This window comes from Chryseobacterium populi (assembly GCF_000282115.1).
GTDB classification, from domain to species: domain Bacteria; phylum Bacteroidota; class Bacteroidia; order Flavobacteriales; family Weeksellaceae; genus Chryseobacterium; species Chryseobacterium populi.
This window is the reverse complement of sequence record NZ_AKJY01000024.1, coordinates 1-16,398: the sequence shown is the minus strand read 5'-3', so window position 1 is coordinate 16,398 and position 16,398 is coordinate 1. Positions and strand designations below refer to the sequence as shown.

The following is a 16,398-nucleotide window of genomic DNA, read 5'->3' as shown; positions in this document are numbered from 1 at the left end:
TATGAAAAAATATACTTCAATTTTTACCTATATTTTCATTGTTTTTGCCTCTCTTATCATAACGGGATGTGTACATGATGATAAATATAACGAGCCGAACCTTGAAAATTTTCAATGTGCGGATCTTACTGCTACCATGACCCTGGAGCAGGTTAAAGATAAGTTTAAAAACAATGGGCCTACCGGAAATACAACTTATTTTTTTCCGGATAACTCTACAGATGTTATTGAAGGCTATGTGTCTTCAACAGACGAAACAGGAAATATTTACAAAACAATTTATATCCAGGATAAACCTGAAAATCCTACACAGGGTTTTACGCTGAGTGTAGATATGGTAAGTACTTATACGCAGTATCCTCAGGGATCTAAAGTATATGTAAAATTAGCCGGTCTGGCTGTAGGTGCTTATGGAGGCCTTATACAGTTAGGTGTTAAAGATCCTGCTTCTAATTTAGCCAGTGCTGTAGCGAGAATGCCTGAAAAGCTGGTTCCGAACCGTGTATTCAGGTCCTGTTCTGTCAGAGAGAAGATTATTCCTAAAGTAATGACCTTTGCCCAGATGGTTACAGCTAATGATCAATATCTGGGATGTTTGATTCAGGTGAACAACGCCGAATTCGACAGCAGAGTATTGTGTACAAATTATGCCCCCAACGGAGTGACTGTAGACAGACAGATCAGAGATGCCAGTACAACTACGGCAAGAGTGGTAAGAAACAGTGGATATGCTTCATTTGCCAACCAGATTTTGCCTGCAGGAAACGGAAAATTTGTAGCAATCTACAGTAAGTTTAACACGACATACCAAATGTATATCAATAAAGTGACGGATCTTGAAATGAATAATTTCCCCCGTTTAGATGGTATTGCATCAGATCCTTGCCAGTTCAGTAATACAGGCCTTACCCAAAAAACAATTGCTGAGCTGAAGCAAATGTATACCGGTGGAAGCTGGACACAGATCACAGGAGATTTCTACGTTAAAGCTCAGGTTACGGCTAATGATCAGACAGGAAACCTTTATAAATATGTGTTTATTGAAGATACAACCGGAGGGATAAGATTTGGGATTAATAAGCTGAACCTATACCAGGACAACCGTTTCAGAGTTGGAAAAGATATTTATATCAAGCTTAAAAACCTTTATGTAAGAAACATAAATGGAGAATTCCAGTTAGGGTCATTATTCAATTCCGGGGGTACGATGCAGTTTGGGGGAGTTGAAGAAGGTGATCTCTACAAAAGTGTATATGACGGGAATGCCCCTGTAAGAATGGTTATCCCTTCAGACAGAACAATTACCCAATTGACTCCCGGTGACGTAGGAAGATGGATTAAAATTAAAGATCTTCAGTTTATTGATGCTGATTTAGGAAAAACTTATGCAGACGGGAACAATGCTACCAACAGGACTTTACAGGACTGTTCCGGAAATAAGGTTATTTTAAGAACCAACGGGCAGGCAGAATTCGGAACAAGTGATAATTCGAAAAGAGCAAGCGCTACTGAAATAGACGGTGGAAAGGGAGATGTTTATGCTATTGTAAGTGTTTACAACGGAGATTATCAGCTATGGATTACAAAACTGACGGATATCGATTTAGATAACCCAAGATGTGACGGAAGTGTATATATACCGCTGCCGACTATTTACAGTGATCCTTTCGCAGCCGGAGGATTCGGCCCGGACTGGACTGTCAAAAGTGTAACAGGAGCCCAGATCTGGAATACTTCCAACCAAGGAAACGGAAGTAATTATTACGCAGTAATGAACGGATTTGCCTCCGGAAACAATGTGAATGAAGACTGGCTGATTTCAAAAGCGGTAAGTTTAGTTGGAAAAACAAAAGCAGCCGTTAGCTTTACAACTGACGTAAGATATGCAGGAAATGCATTACAGGTTTACGCTACGGATAATTATACCGGAGATCCGGCTACCACAGTATGGGTACAATTGCCGGCACTTTTAGATACCAACACAGGTGCATTCGGAGATTGGATAAGCTCAGGAAATGTAAACCTAAGTGCTTTCTTAGGGAAAAACGTAAGAATTGCATTTAAATATACTTCTACAGCTTCTGCAGCAGCTACCTGGGAAGTTGATGACTTTAAAATAAAAGGTGAATAATTAACTTTTAATTATAAGAAAATGCGGACTGAAAAGTCCGCATTTTTTATTTGCAGAGGTTTATTTCCGCTTATTTAACCGTAATCGTTGGATCCCAGTAGTAGTAACCGTACAGTATTTGTCGGTCACTGTTATTCGGATCTATTGTATATAAAGCGAACTGTACATAAAAGTTTTCGGTTCCGGTAGATCTTACCCTTGAATCAAAACTTGAAAAAGTAATATTTGCCGTGTTGGCAGGAAGCCCGTTCGGAGAATCATAATTAGGTACCACTGCCTGTTTTCTTATCACCGCATTGTATACGAAATTATTGAAAACCTGATCTCCGGACCAATATTTAATGTTGTAAATAATTACTGCATCATCAGAATTCTGATAAATTGAAGTACTTCTGAATGATACATTATCTCCGGCTTTAGCACTGAAATTTAAATCAGCGGATCCCTGTCCGGATATTGCATTTGAGTTTGAGACAATCATATGCTGACTGTTGTGGTCAATTCCTGTAGGATTATTAGGATCCTGGCTTGGATTAGGGTAATGTTTCATTACATAATCTGTGTCAATTACTACCAGAACATCGATCTGTTCATTGGATGCGCTTAATTGTGTGTCCATGTTATTAGTTTTTTAGATTGGTATTTCTTACTCGTAAGGCTTTTCAGATTCCGCCCTCTTTTTTTAGTGGTTTCAGGCCCACTGTTTTTTGATTGTAATTACAAGACAAATGTACATTTCACAAAATGAGAATGCTAGCGTATAAATGCTGGAATTTACCAATAGGTATTTTTACGGATTAATCCCTGTTAGGTGATTTTATTTTTATACGAAAAAAGACCCTGAAAAATATTTTTCAGGGTTGTTCATTGAAATTAGATAATTTTAATTTTTAAAACGAAACCTCGTTGACTTCTTTTCCTCTCTGGAAGTTCATTACTTTCTGGCTTCCTTTGTAAGCAACACTAACAATGTTGATCTGCTTAGGAAAAGCACTTAAAAGGATCGTATTTTTAATTTTTAAGGTATTGATATCCGAAACACCTCCGGTTTCAAAATATACCCATACAGTTTCTCCGCTTACCTGACTTCCTGTAAATGTTATTGTTTTAGGAGAGCCGTTGACGTATACATCAAAATTATTGTTTACATACTTTTTAACCTCTGCTTCAAATCCGGCTGTGTTAGGATTTATTTTAATAGCATCAGAAATATGGTTTGTATTCATTTTTGTGGTAAACTTCAATGTCTTACTTCCATCAATATAATCCACCTTTGTCATTGAAGAGAAAAAGTCTACATACATAAAACTCATTAACACAAAAAATGTTAAAATACCTGATATATATAAAAGTTTTTTCATCTTAATTAATAGATTTACAATCATAATTGTTAGTTATAAGTCACAAATAATATGCCAATTAAAAATTTACGTTCACAGAATATTTATCATAAAAAGCTTTAATGTGTGCTACAGCCTCATCAGCAGTATCTACCACCCTGTAAAGATCAAGATCATGCTCTGCAATCATTCCCTCTTTCAGTAAGGTTGTTTTGAACCAGTCCAGCAATCCGCCCCAGAATTCTGATCCTACCAGAACAATCGGGAACTTTCCTATTTTATTGGTCTGGATTAAAGTAATTGCTTCGGTCAGCTCATCAAGCGTTCCAAACCCTCCGGGCATGACGATAAATCCCTGGGAATATTTTACAAACATTACTTTTCTTACGAAGAAGTAATCAAAATTCATAGAATATGATTTATTGATGTAAGGGTTAAAATGCTGTTCAAAAGGCAGGTCGATATTTAATCCGATAGATCTTCCATTAGCATTAAAAGCACCCTTATTTCCTGCTTCCATAATTCCCGGGCCACCACCTGTAATAATTCCGAAACCTATTTTGGTTATTTTTTCAGCGATGTCTACTGCCATATTGTAATACTTACTTTCAGGCTTTAATCTTGCCGAGCCGAAAATAGAAACACAGGGTCCTATTTTTGCCAGTTTTTCATAACCGTCTACAAATTCTGCCATCACTTTAAAAACCATCCAGCTGTCTTTAGTGACTGTCTCATCCCATGTTTTTTGTCTGAAGCTATTATGTAGTTTCGTTTCGTTACTGTCTAATTCCGGATTTATTAAGCTTTCATCTCTGGTTCCGTCCATTCCCATTGCAAAAATTATTTAAAGTGTTTTTCGGCTTCTATTACAGATTCCGGTCTTCCTACATCGATCAGGATGCTGTCATGCACAAAACCGTGTATATGTTCGGTCTGCATCAGATCCAGATATTCTTCCATAACAGAAAACTTGCCTGTTCTTTTTATTTTATCAAAGATAACAGGGTTGATGCAATGCATGCCACTGAAAGCCAGTGCTTTAAATCCTTTGTTGAACTCTGCAAGCCTTTGCTCTCCGGTTTGTACATTAAGCCATCCTCTCAAAACGCTTTCGTCATTGAAGAGCAGTTTTCTTGAGCTTTCTCTGTCTGAAACGGCTAAAGTAGCAAAATCTTTTATCTTTTTATGATATTCAACGAAGTCATTGATATTGATATCAGTTAAAATATCGGCATTCATGATTAAAAAATCTTCCCCGTGATCCAGGAATTTTTTAGCAAAAATCAAACCACCTCCGGTTTCCAGAAGTTCATTGGTTTCATCCGAAATTTCGATATTGCAGTTAAAATTATCATTCTTTTTAAGAAAATCAACAATCTGATCTCCAAAATGATGAATATTGATGACGAAATCTTTTATCCCGAATTTCTTAAGATAATGGATATTTCTTTCCAGAAGCGGAATACCGTTTACTTTTGCCAAAGCTTTCGGATGATGATCTGTAAAAGGTTTTAAACGGGTACCTTTTCCTGCTGCAAAAATTAAAGCCTTCATTATTATTTATAATTGATGGGTGATGAATGATAGTTGATGAACGAAGCGGACCCAATCGGGCGCATTAAATTAATCATTATAATTTATCAACGGTTATTTATTGATTGAGTTGATGTTGCTCGTCATGGTGAAGACTTATCTCTGTTCCTTCAGGATATTTTTCTTTAACGAATTCCGCTATTTTTATTGCTGAATACACAGACCTGTGCTGGCCTCCCGTACATCCGAAGCTGATCTGTAGATTTTCAAATCCCCTTTCAAGGTAATTGTCAATATTGATGGATATAATGTTTTTTACCAGCTCCAGAAATTTTGGCATGTCGGTTTTTGTTTCCAGATATTCCTGAACGCCGATGTCATTTCCGGTCTGGCTTTTATATTCTTCTATTCTTCCCGGATTTAAAATTCCCCTGCAGTCGAAAGTAAAGCCACCTCCATTTCCTGTTTCATCTCTTGGAATTCCTCCTTTTTTGTACGAAAAGCTGTGTATATCGATGTGTAACATATTCTTTGTTAATTGAACCATTCAGGTTGATTAAGTTGTTAAGTTTAATTTAAAAAGTCTTAATGGCTTAATATCTCATTAATTCTTAATCTCGTTTTTTCTAAAATAAGTTGTTTTATCACTTTTTCAAGCTCAGGATAATCTTTCATATTTTCCCAGAACCGGGTAAATTGTGTAATATTTTCAATCCCTTTTTCTATACTTGAAATGAAATGTTGCTTTCTTTGAATCAACCCCCTGAAGCCGTAAGCACCCAAAACCTGCAAAAATCTCATCATCTGAACCGGTTTTACTGAGTTTTTTAGTTGAAGCTGAACCGCTCTGTCTTCAAACTGCTGAATGTAGAATTCCAGCATCTCATTTTTAAAATCTTCAGGAAAATTGGCTTTAGCCTGAAAAAGAAAAGAAATGACATCATAAATCAGTGGTCCTTTCATTGCAGACTGATAATCGATAAATGCAACTTTGTTGTTTTCATCTACCATAATATTTCTTGCCTGGAAATCGCGGATCATTAATCCTTTGGGCTCAAGGTTTTCGATGAGGCTGGCTATTTGTTTGAACTCTTTCAAGAGTGATGATTTATGATATTCGAGCTCAAGAACATCGGCAACGAAGTTTTTAAAATAGTACAGGTCATGAATTACAGGAAGCTCATCATAGCTTTCATATTCAAATGTGCGTGTGAAATCTATTTTCCCGTGTGTCCGGATCTGTAGCTGAAAAAGTTTCTCTAAAGTCTGTTTTACCAAAGATTTTACCCGGTCAGACAATCCTTCCTGAGCTATAATTTCCGATAGGGTATGCTGACCCATAAACTCCTGTATATAAAGCTTCCGGTCATCTGAAACGGAGAAAATAGTTGGAGTATTGAGTTCTAATTGTGAGAAAATTTCAGAGTAATAAAGGAAAGCTTCATTCTCCGGTATGTTTTCATTATAGGTGATAATGTATTTTTCACTTTCAGCAGTTGCCAGAAAATTCACCCTCGCGGAACCGCTTTGAGCCAGTGTAATGAACTCAGAAGATTTTTTACCGGTATGGTTTTCAAAAAATCGTTTTGCGTTTTCAGAAGTCATAATATGGAAACAAATATACTAAATTACAGTCTAATTTTTATCTTTGTAGTATGCTAAAGGATTTTAGACCTGTTTTAGGCATATTGCTGAGATTCATCATCATTTATGTGGTGTTGCTTTTTGTGTACCAGCTTTACCTCAATAGCTTTAAAGAAAGTGGGCTGGACCCCTTTTCGAGGATGATTGCAGAGCAGGTGAAGGCTATTCAAAACGCAATACATTACCCAACGCAACTGTATAATGATGTTGGCAAAGAACAGGTGTGGTTCTATGTGAAAAAAACATATGTGACAAGAATGGTGGAAGGCTGTAATGCTATTTCTGTGATGATCTTGTTTGCATCTTTTGTTTTTGCATTTTACAAAGGAGGCAAGACTTTTATTTTTGTACTGATTGGCCTTGTATTGCTTTATATCATGAACCTTCTTAGAATTGTAGGACTTAATCTTGTGGTAAGTGATTATAAGGAATATGAAAAAATAGCCCATGATTTTATTTTTCCGGCTGTTATTTACGGAACGGTAGTGGTTCTCTGGCTGGTCTGGATTAAACTTTTTGCTTTGAAAAAATGAAAATACTTAGCTGGCTCTTGGTGATAACAGGGATTTTTGGACTGATAAGTGTAAGAATACTTGAGGACCGGATTTTCTATGACCCGTTTCTGAATTATTTTCATGAGGCTGATAAAAGTGTATCATTTCCCACATTTGTATGGGGAAAGCTCATCATCAGCCATTTATTCAGATTTCTTCTGAACCTGTTTTTTTCGTGCCTGATCATTCATTTTATGTTTAAAAATAAGGAATGGACTTTTCAGGGAGCCGTTTTGATCGGTATTATTTTTGCAATTACTTTTCCGATCTATCTGTATTGTATTTATGACAGGTTTGAAACCGGTTATCTTTTCTCATTTTACATGAGAAGATTTGTTATTCAACCTTTGATATTACTGTTGATCGTTCCGATGTTCTATTATAGAAAACAGGCGCTGAAAACAAATTAAATTTCCGGCTTTGTACTGTGTGTGGAATTAATTTACGGAGTGCTTATCTACTCCCGTTATATTGTCCGGAGTCCATGTAACTCTTTTTACAAAATCCTTTTCTCTTACAGGGCATTCTTTAATCTGGCAGACAGGGCAGGAAATGGGTTTGCAATCATCCATATGAAAGTTGAACTCAATCTTCCGGGTTATATTTTCGGCTAAAAGAATAATTACTTTTTCCATCTCATTATGAGCGTCACGCAGGCTGTAATACCATGGGAGTGTGATATGGGCATCGATATGAAGGGCTGAGCCAAACTGCTGGATTTTCATATTGTGAACATCAATCCATTCCGTATGCCTGTTGTTTTCAAGAATTTTAACGATCTGGTTTAGTAATTCAGGATCCTGTTCATCCATAATTCCGCTTAAAGATTTGCGGACAATTTTATAACCGATGAATATGATGTAAGCTCCAAAAACCAATGCCACTAGGGAGTCGAGCCAGTAAATTTTAGTGAAATACACCACGACTAAACTTATCACGACTCCAAGCGTTGTAATCGTATCAGATTGAAGATGTTTCCCGGAGGAAATAAGAACCAAAGAATTATTGGCCTGTCCCTTTTTAATGGAAATATACCCCAATAAATAATTAATGATGGCAGTCGCTGCTATGATCGCTATTCCCCAATCCAGCTTGTTAAGCGTTTTTCCGACGATTAAGCTGTTGACTCCTTCATAGATAATCATTATTCCGGCGATAGCAATTAAAGCACCTTCTATTCCTGAGGTTACAAACTCTACTTTTCCGTGTCCGTATGGATGATCTTCATCTTTAGGTTTAGCGGCCAGATGCAGGGAGTAGAGCCCCATAAAAGCACTGATAACATTGACAATGCTTTCCATAGCATCTGAAAACACCGCATCTGAATTGGTAAGCTTCCAGGCAATGATTTTTCCGATGAATAAAATAATACCAAAGGTTGCAATCCATTTTTGAAAGCCGATCTTGTCTTTATTGATATTCTTTTTTACGTTCATAGGTTTGATAAAAAAAAGAATCCCGGTTTGAGACTCTTTTTTTATTTTGTTAGTTTATACTAAGTTGTTTGCTACCAGGTATTCTGCAATCTGTACTGCATTGGTTGCAGCTCCTTTTCGCAGGTTATCAGCCACAATCCACAGATTCAGTGTTTTAGGCTGTGAGAGATCCCGCCTTATTCTTCCGACGAACACTTCATCTTTTCCTTCAGAATGTATCGGCATCGGGTACTGATTGTTTTTTACATCATCTATTACCACTACTCCCGGGGTTTCAGATAAGATTTTTCTTACTTCCTCAAGTTCAAATTCATTTTCAAATTCGATGTTTACACTTTCAGAATGTCCTCCCTGAACCGGCACTCTTACAGCGGTTGCCGTTAAATTGAATGTATCATCACCTAAAATTTTCTTAGGCTCTTTCATCAGTTTAATTTCTTCCTTAGTATAATCATCATCTGCAAAAACATCGCAATGTGGCAATGCATTTTTAAAGATCTGATAAGGATATACTTTAGCGATAGAGCCATCACCGTTGATTTCAGCGTTTAACTGGTCTACAGCAGCTTTTCCGGTACCTGTTACAGACTGGTAGGTTGAGACAACCACTCTTTTTAAATCATATTTTTTATTAAGCGGCCCTAAAACCATTACCAACTGAATGGTAGAACAGTTCGGGTTGGCAATAATTTTATCTCCTGCAGTTAAAACATCCGCATTGATTTCCGGCACCACTAATTTTTTATCAGGATCCATTCTCCAGGCTGAAGAATTATCAATTACGGTAATTCCTGCTTCTGCGAATTTCGGGGCAAATTCCAGGGAAGTAGAACCTCCGGCAGAGAAAATTGCGATCTCAGGTTTGGCAGCTATAGCGTCATTAATGCTTACAATAGTATATTCTTCCTGTTTATACTTCACCTTCTTACCAATAGATTTTTCCGAAGCTACCGGAATTAATTCTGTGATAGGGAAGTTTCTCTCCTCCAAAACTTTAAGCATGACTTGTCCAACCATTCCTGTTGAACCTACTACAGCTACTTTCATTGATTAGTAAAAAATTTAAAAATTAATATATTATGCCCCAAAGACTCTCATCCAAGGGAACGCGAATGCAAATAATCCTACTGCGATTAATCCCATGATCACAATTCCTAAAGAAATGGTATCATTGGATTTTACTTTTTTATTGATAATAGTCATCAATACTGCAGCGATCAGCATTGAAAACGGATGTTCTACATACTGAAATCTCAGGTCAGCATTTTTCATTACTGCTCCCATATCCAATCCCTTAGTAAAATTGGTGATCAGCATAATAATACCTATCAAAAACTGTACGTGGAAGAAGATCATGGTGAAAAGAGTAGTCTTCTTTAAAAATTTGTTCACCTTACCACTGAAGCCAAACATAGTAGCTAAAAGGGCAATAATAAATAATGTAACTAAAAGAAGCTCCAGATACCCAAATCCTTTATGAGCATTCAGTAAAATTTTGTAAAAATCCATATTTTGTTTTTTCTGGTACAAATATAACAAAAATCCCGGCGATAAGCCGGGATTGATATTTATAAAATCTAATGTTTTTATTTTATTAGAAGTTGAATGATAATGTTGCAGACCATGTTCTACCGTATCCGAAATAAACTTGGTTTTGCTGGCTTACACCATTCCAGTTTCCTGCTGCTTGATATAATGCATAGTTATTTGCTGTAGAAGCTACAGTACCACCATTGATGTCGGCATATTCTTGTGCAGAAAGGTTCGCATGTGTATTCGTATTAGATTCAGCAATATATGTTTTATCTAATAAGTTGTAAACGTTACCTCTTATAGTAAAGAATTGCTTAGGATTGTTTAATTTGATTTTGAAAGAAATTCCTAGATCAACTAATCCGTAAGATGGAAGTTCTAAAGCTCCTTTGTCACCAGCTGCCTGATTGGAGAAGTTAAGTAGATTCAGGTTGGCATAAAGATTTTTGATTCCTCTGTAAGTTCCATCAAATGAGAACCAAGTTGTAGGCTTAAGAGTGAAACCAATTGCTGCAGAAGATTGAGCTGCACCACCTACTTTTACTTTATCTAAATATAAAGTTTGAGAATCTGCACCGATTTGTTCGTTAGTTTCAGTGAAAAGATTACCCTGAGCATTTCCTTTATAATGCCAATCACCAATTGAAACCATACCGAACAAGCTAATCATCTTATGAACATTCGCTGTTACTTCTAGCTCTCCTCCCTGGTGAATTTCAGTAATACCTTGGATATTTGCGTAAGCATTTGAGATACTATTGTTCGTTGCTGGGTTGTTATCCGGATCTACTGTAAGTCCACCTCTTCTTAAGAATCTGTCTTTCCACTGAGTTCTATAAAGGTTAAGATTTGCAGTAAAGATTCCTGAACGGAAACCATAACCTGCCTCAATTCCAAATATTTTTTCGTTGGTCAAGTTAGGGTTAAGATAATTTTTGTTATTTGGATAAACAGCATTTAAGAAAGGTTGCTTAGAGTAATATCCAATATTTGCAAAAACATTGTGATGATCATCAATATTATAGTTTGCACCCGCTTTAACATTATAACCTAAGATATTTTTGAACCCTGTTTCTGTATTTAATGCAGGGTTTGTAGCGGTAGGCTGAATAATCGTAGGATTTGTACTAGATGTTGCAAATCCAGCCTTAGTTCCATTCAATAATGTAACTCCATCAATGATGAAATGGTCAATTCTTTGGAATGATTGGTTAGAAACAGCACCTGAAACAAATGCTGATAACTTGTCATTTGTATATTCTAATTGCCCAAAACCGCCATACCATAATACTTCTCCGTCATTGTTGTAAGCTACCATATCTTCTTGATTATTTAGCTTTCCACCGAAAGGATTCCAAGTTGGGTTAGTTGAAAAAGTATTTGAAATAACTCTTGGAGTAGCAGTGTAAACATTGCCAGGAGCAGTATAGAAATTTTGGTTTGTAGCATCCTTATATCCGGAAGCCCCATAAAGATTTGTTAATACCTGATAGTGATAACCATAGTAATATCTATCGTCAGTACCAACTGTGAAATTTAGGTTATCATTAATTTTATGATTAAAACTAATAATGGCTCCAAACCAGTTGTGTGAATTAACAGATGCTCTTCTTACTAATGTACTTCCTGCAGGTGAAGCGTTTACATCTACAGCAGCATTAGCTGTGAAAATCGCATTATAATCAATTTGTCCTTCAGGTGTTACATACCCTGAAGCAAATTTGTTTCCAACCTTACCAAGATCACCAGTTCCACCACCTCTACCAAAAGATGCATAGAATACAGAGTTCAATTTAGATTTCTCACTCATATTCCAATCCCAGTTTAGAGACATTACAGGTTTGTGATAATAGTTTACCCGGTTTGAAAGAACCTCTCCATTAGGATTCCACCCCCAATCTGAGTTATATCTTCTGTTTGGTGTACCATCATTATCAGAATTGTATTTGATGTAATTTTGGATTGAACTGTAAGTTGATCTTTGATTATGCCATTGGGGTGCTCCGGTTATAGTAAACTGGAAATCATGTTTTTTATTAGGTTGATAACCTAAAGCAAAATAATAATTATATCCCTCAAATTGAGTTCCATCTGCATACATTGATCCTGCTGTTCTACTCATTAAGAATGAAGAAGACCATCCTTTTGCAGATTTTCCTGTATTGTATGCAAATAAAGTTTTAACGTAATCATCATTACCAAGTCCTAATGAAACGATGCCACCTTGCTTTTTGTCAGCAGCTCTTGTTAAAACATTAATTGTTCCTCCAACAGAAGCAATAGCTAATTTTGAAGAACCAAGTCCTCTTTGTACCTGCATTGCAGAAGTTACATCAGAAAGTCCAGCCCAGTTTGACCAATAAACAGCTCCATTTTCCATGTCATTTACAGGAACACCATTTACCATTACAGCAATGTTTTCTTGAGCAAAACCACGAATGTTAATTTTAGAGTCACCAAAACCGCCTCCCGCTTTCGTAGCATAAACAGATGGTGTTGTGTTTAAAATCTCAGGAAACTCTTGATTTCCTAATCTTTCAACAATTTGTGCTTCTTTGATTGTTGAAACTGCAACCGGTGTTTTTCTATCTTTAGCGATATCGGCAACCCCTGTTAATACAACTTGTTCAATGTCTTTGGACCTTGTATTAACAGTATCCTGAACTTGCTGCGCATAATAGACGCTAGCTGTAGAAAGTGTGATAACCGCAGTTAGCATCGATTTGTTGATTAATTTCATAATCGTTAGTAATAGTTAGATTTAATTTTTCTGCAAAATTCGATAAATAAAACTTAACTAATATTAACTCAATGTTAATTTTTAACGAATGTTAACAATCTTTAACTTGTTGATTATCAAAATAATGGATAAAAAATGAATTTTCATGTGAAAAAATCACATTATTTAATTTTTAACAAAAGGGGGGCATTTTTGTTAAAAATACAATGCTATTTCACCGCTTTGAGGCTTAAATCGATATTCTCAGCTGAATGGGTAAGAGCCCCTGCAGAGATATAAGTAACTCCTGTTGATGCTATTTCTTTGAGTGCGTCACGGGTGATACCTCCGGATGCTTCAGATTCACAAGAATTGTTAATCATCTTCACAGCTTCTTTCATTGTTTTTACATCCATATTGTCAAGCATGATCCGGTCCACTTTTGCATTGATGGCTTCCTGAACTTCTTCCAGGTTTCTGGTTTCCACCTCTATTTTTAGTTTTTTCTTGTTTTTTTTGATGTAGTCTTTTGCCATCTTTACAGCATTGGTAATGCTTCCGTTATAATCGATGTGGTTGTCCTTTAGCATGATCATATCATAAAGGCCAAATCTGTGATTGGTGCCACCGCCGATTGCGACTGCCCATTTTTCACATATCCTGAAATTGGGAGTGGTTTTTCTTGTATCCAGTAATTGGGTTTTGGTTCCCACTAATCTTGAATCCCAATCATGTGTAAGGGTTGCAATTCCACTCATTCTCTGCATACAGTTAAGAATAAGCCTTTCTGTAGACAGGATAGATCGGGCGCTTCCGGTAACAATAAAAGCAATGTCACCTACTTTAGCCGTCTCCCCATCTTTAATGAATCGTTCTACTTTTAAGCTTTTATCAAAAGTTTTAAAAATGATTTCCGCCAACTCAACACCGGCCAGAATACAATCTTGTTTTACTAAGAGTTTAGCGCTTTGTTCAAGATCTTTCGGAATGGTGGAAAGAGTAGAGTGATCGCCATCCTGGATGTCTTCTTCTAAAGCATTCTTTATAAATTGTTTTAAAACTTTATCTGTTACGTAAGTAGGTCTTTTCATTTTGTATGCTTTTTAAGCTAAATCTTTATTGTAAAATGCTCCCTTGTTTTCTGTCATTTCTATAGACTGGATAATGATAAGGTGGGCGACGGTTGTTAAATTCCTCAGTTCCGATAATTGTGGTGAAAGAATGGAGTAGTGGTAAATTTCATTGACCGCAGCTGCAATTTCCTGGTGCTTCTGCAAGGCCATATTCAAACGTCTGTTGCTTCTTACGATCCCCACAAGATCGCTCATCATTTCCTGGAGCTGTTTTCTCAGATAGCTGATGATGACCATTTCATCCATGATTTTCATGCCTTCTTCATTCCATTCCGGAACAGCTTTCAGGTCATCAAAGTTGAAGTTGTTTTCATTTAAAAGATTTACTGTTTTCATGGCAGCATTGTGACCGAAAACCAATCCTTCTAGTAAAGAATTGGAGGCCAGTCTGTTGGCTCCATGCAGTCCGGAGTTAGTACATTCTCCAACAGCAAACAAATTTTTGATTGATGACTGACCGTCTCTATCCACTTCAATTCCACCCATTAAATAATGACAGGCCGGAACTACGGGAATAAGCTGGGTAAAAGGATCGATGGCTTCTTCCCTGCATTTTTTATAGATGTTAGGGAAGTGCTCTAAGAATTTTTCATGATCCATATCCCGGCAGTCTAACCCGGCATATTCGTCGCCGGAAATTTTCATTTCGTTGTCAATGGCTCTTGCCACAATATCCCTGGAAGCCAATTCCTCACGCTCATCATATTTGTGCATGAACTTCTCACCTCCTTTTGTTCTTAGTTTAGCTCCGTCTCCGCGTACTGCCTCGGAAATTAAAAACAACATTCCGTCAATTTTACTGTATAAAGCGGTTGGGTGAAACTGGTAATACTGCATATTGGAAACCTGTCCTTTCGCACGGGCAACAAAAGCAATTCCGTCTCCGGTTGCAATTTTAGGATTGGTTGTATTTTTATATACGTGCCCAGCACCTCCGGTTGCCACTAATGTTATTTTAGAAGTTATTTTTTTGATTGTCCTGGATTTTTCATCCAGAATATAAGCGCCATAACAATGAATATCCCCTTCATTTAATTCTTTACCCGGAACGTGATGCTGTGTAATAATGTCGATGACATAATGATGATCCAGAATTTCAATATTCGGGCTTTTGTTGGCAGTTTCCAAAAGGGCTCTTTCGATTTCAAAACCGGTGATGTCCTTATGATGTACAATTCTGTTTTCAGTATGGCCTCCCTCTCTGCCTAAAGCAAATTCTCCGTTCTTCATGTCAAAGTTAGCTCCCCATTCGACGATCTCATTAAATCTTGCCGGGGCTTCTTTTACCACCATTTCCACTACATCACGTTTGTTTTCGCCATCTCCGGCGCGCATGGTATCTTCGATATGTTTCTCAAAATTATCATTTTTAGAATCTGTAACGACAGCCAGACCTCCTTGTGCATATTTGGTATTGCTTTCGTCTTCATCAGATTTTGTTACTATGATTATTTTGGCATCAGGAAGTTGTTCAGAAACTTTAATGGCATAAGAAAGTCCCGAAATACCGGAACCAATTACTAATACATCCGCTTTTATCATATGCTTGCTTTAAGACAATCGTCTAAATAATTAAATAAATTTAAACAATTTTTCGTTTGGTTTTCTTACTTTTTTCATGTGTTGGAAATGATCTTCCTCGGAGCGGTATCCTAAAGCGAGGGTAACGGTTACTTTTTCTGTCTCAGAATTGATGTCCAGAATTTCTTCTATTAAATCCTGGCGGAAACCTTCCATAGGGCAGGTATCAATATTTTCAATAGCTGCAGCATACATCAGATTGGCCAAAACGATATACGATTGTTTTTCTGCCCAGTTAAAAATTTCGTCATGAGTTTTTTGCGTAATATGCTGGCTGATGCTGTTTTTAAAAAGATCAAGTTTTTCTATCGGAATATCTCTTACCTCAGAAATATGACTGAAATATCCACGAATATAATTTTCATCAATTGTTTTCTTGGAAATGATGACTATAAGATGGGAACATGTGGAGATCTGAGATGGATTATAAAAAGCCGGAATTAATTTGTGCTTCATTTCTTCACTTTCAACCACTAAGATTTTATAGGGCTGAAGACCCAGTGAACTTGCAGACAGCTTACCCGACTCAAGAATATTATGAAGTGTCTCCTGAGGAATAAGCTGGTGATTAAATTTTTTTACAGAATATCTTCTGCTTAAAGCTTCCAAATAATTCATAGGACAAATTTAATCATTGAAGCTGAATAAAACAGGTTTAAAATGAAATATCTGTTTCCAAATACTGCAAAAAACCACTTCAATCCTGAAGTGGTCTTATTTTTATAGAAAATGGGTTTGCTGTATTATTCCCTGTTTTTCACCAGTATCCAGCCTGAATATTTAAAAGGAGTATT

The 16,398-nt window shown here is 36.7% G+C and carries 16 protein-coding genes; 3 read left to right on the top strand and 13 right to left on the bottom strand.

The window, feature by feature from the left end; translation table 11 throughout:
* Position 1: 1 nt before the first annotated feature.
* Entirely contained in the window at positions 2-2,131 is a 2,130-nt protein-coding gene (locus PMI13_RS07820; RefSeq protein ID WP_007842472.1) for a DUF5689 domain-containing protein, read from the top strand.
* Positions 2,132-2,201: 70 nt separating this feature from the next.
* Here the strand turns inward: PMI13_RS07820 and PMI13_RS07815 are convergent, their stop codons facing one another.
* The 6 genes from PMI13_RS07815 to PMI13_RS07790 all read right to left on the bottom strand — a co-directional run bounded on the left by PMI13_RS07815 (position 2,202) and on the right by PMI13_RS07790 (position 6,609).
* Positions 2,202-2,750 carry an inclusion body family protein gene (locus tag PMI13_RS07815; protein WP_007842470.1) on the bottom strand — a complete coding sequence of 183 codons (549 nt, stop codon included), beginning with the start codon at positions 2,748-2,750 and terminating at the stop codon, positions 2,202-2,204.
* Positions 2,751-3,021: 271 nt separating this feature from the next.
* The gene (locus tag PMI13_RS07810) at positions 3,022-3,492 is read right to left on the bottom strand and encodes a DUF6702 family protein (protein WP_238536291.1); all 471 of its coding nucleotides are present in this window, start codon (positions 3,490-3,492) and stop codon (positions 3,022-3,024) included.
* Between the two features lie 58 nt (positions 3,493-3,550).
* The gene (locus PMI13_RS07805; protein ID WP_007842467.1) at positions 3,551-4,303 is read right to left on the bottom strand and encodes an LOG family protein; all 753 of its coding nucleotides are present in this window, start codon (positions 4,301-4,303) and stop codon (positions 3,551-3,553) included.
* Between the two features lie 8 nt (positions 4,304-4,311).
* Positions 4,312-5,025, bottom strand: a complete 714-nt coding sequence (locus PMI13_RS07800; protein WP_007842464.1) for a nucleotidyltransferase family protein — start codon at positions 5,023-5,025, stop codon at positions 4,312-4,314.
* Positions 5,026-5,122: 97 nt separating this feature from the next.
* The gene (locus PMI13_RS07795) at positions 5,123-5,551 is read right to left on the bottom strand and encodes a RapZ C-terminal domain-containing protein (protein WP_007842462.1); all 429 of its coding nucleotides are present in this window, start codon (positions 5,549-5,551) and stop codon (positions 5,123-5,125) included.
* Between the two features lie 38 nt (positions 5,552-5,589).
* The gene (locus tag PMI13_RS07790; RefSeq protein ID WP_007842460.1) at positions 5,590-6,609 is read right to left on the bottom strand and encodes an aminoglycoside phosphotransferase family protein; all 1,020 of its coding nucleotides are present in this window, start codon (positions 6,607-6,609) and stop codon (positions 5,590-5,592) included.
* Positions 6,610-6,659: 50 nt separating this feature from the next.
* Here PMI13_RS07790 and xrtF point away from each other — a divergent pair, with 50 nt between their 5' ends.
* A complete protein-coding gene (gene xrtF, locus PMI13_RS07785) occupies positions 6,660-7,181 on the top strand; it encodes an exosortase family protein XrtF (protein ID WP_007842458.1) in 522 nt (173 codons plus the stop codon).
* On the top strand, positions 7,178-7,612 hold the full coding sequence (locus PMI13_RS07780) for an exosortase F system-associated membrane protein (protein ID WP_007842456.1): 435 nt from the start codon (positions 7,178-7,180) through the stop codon (positions 7,610-7,612). Before xrtF ends, PMI13_RS07780 begins: the two co-directional genes overlap by 4 nt.
* A gap of 27 nt (positions 7,613-7,639) precedes the next feature.
* On the opposite strand, the gene PMI13_RS07775 is transcribed toward PMI13_RS07780, so the two are convergent.
* The 7 genes from PMI13_RS07775 to PMI13_RS07745 form a co-directional block, all read right to left on the bottom strand.
* On the bottom strand, positions 7,640-8,638 hold the full coding sequence (locus PMI13_RS07775) for a cation diffusion facilitator family transporter (protein ID WP_007842454.1): 999 nt from the start codon (positions 8,636-8,638) through the stop codon (positions 7,640-7,642).
* Between the two features lie 54 nt (positions 8,639-8,692).
* The gene (locus PMI13_RS07770; protein ID WP_007842452.1) at positions 8,693-9,685 is read right to left on the bottom strand and encodes an aspartate-semialdehyde dehydrogenase; all 993 of its coding nucleotides are present in this window, start codon (positions 9,683-9,685) and stop codon (positions 8,693-8,695) included.
* 30 nt (positions 9,686-9,715) lie between these two features.
* Positions 9,716-10,147, bottom strand: a complete 432-nt coding sequence (locus PMI13_RS07765) for a hypothetical protein (protein WP_007842450.1) — start codon at positions 10,145-10,147, stop codon at positions 9,716-9,718.
* 85 nt (positions 10,148-10,232) lie between these two features.
* Complete coding sequence (locus PMI13_RS07760) at positions 10,233-12,911, bottom strand: TonB-dependent receptor (protein WP_007842448.1); 2,679 nt, start codon at positions 12,909-12,911, stop codon at positions 10,233-10,235.
* Between the two features lie 209 nt (positions 12,912-13,120).
* Positions 13,121-13,981, bottom strand: coding sequence for a carboxylating nicotinate-nucleotide diphosphorylase (nadC, locus tag PMI13_RS07755; protein ID WP_007842446.1), 861 nt, complete (start codon positions 13,979-13,981; stop codon positions 13,121-13,123).
* Between the two features lie 12 nt (positions 13,982-13,993).
* The gene (gene nadB, locus PMI13_RS07750) at positions 13,994-15,565 is read right to left on the bottom strand and encodes an L-aspartate oxidase (RefSeq protein WP_007842445.1); all 1,572 of its coding nucleotides are present in this window, start codon (positions 15,563-15,565) and stop codon (positions 13,994-13,996) included.
* A gap of 30 nt (positions 15,566-15,595) precedes the next feature.
* Positions 15,596-16,222, bottom strand: a complete 627-nt coding sequence (locus PMI13_RS07745; protein ID WP_007842443.1) for an NAD(P)H-dependent oxidoreductase — start codon at positions 16,220-16,222, stop codon at positions 15,596-15,598.
* Positions 16,223-16,398: the final 176 nt, after the last annotated feature.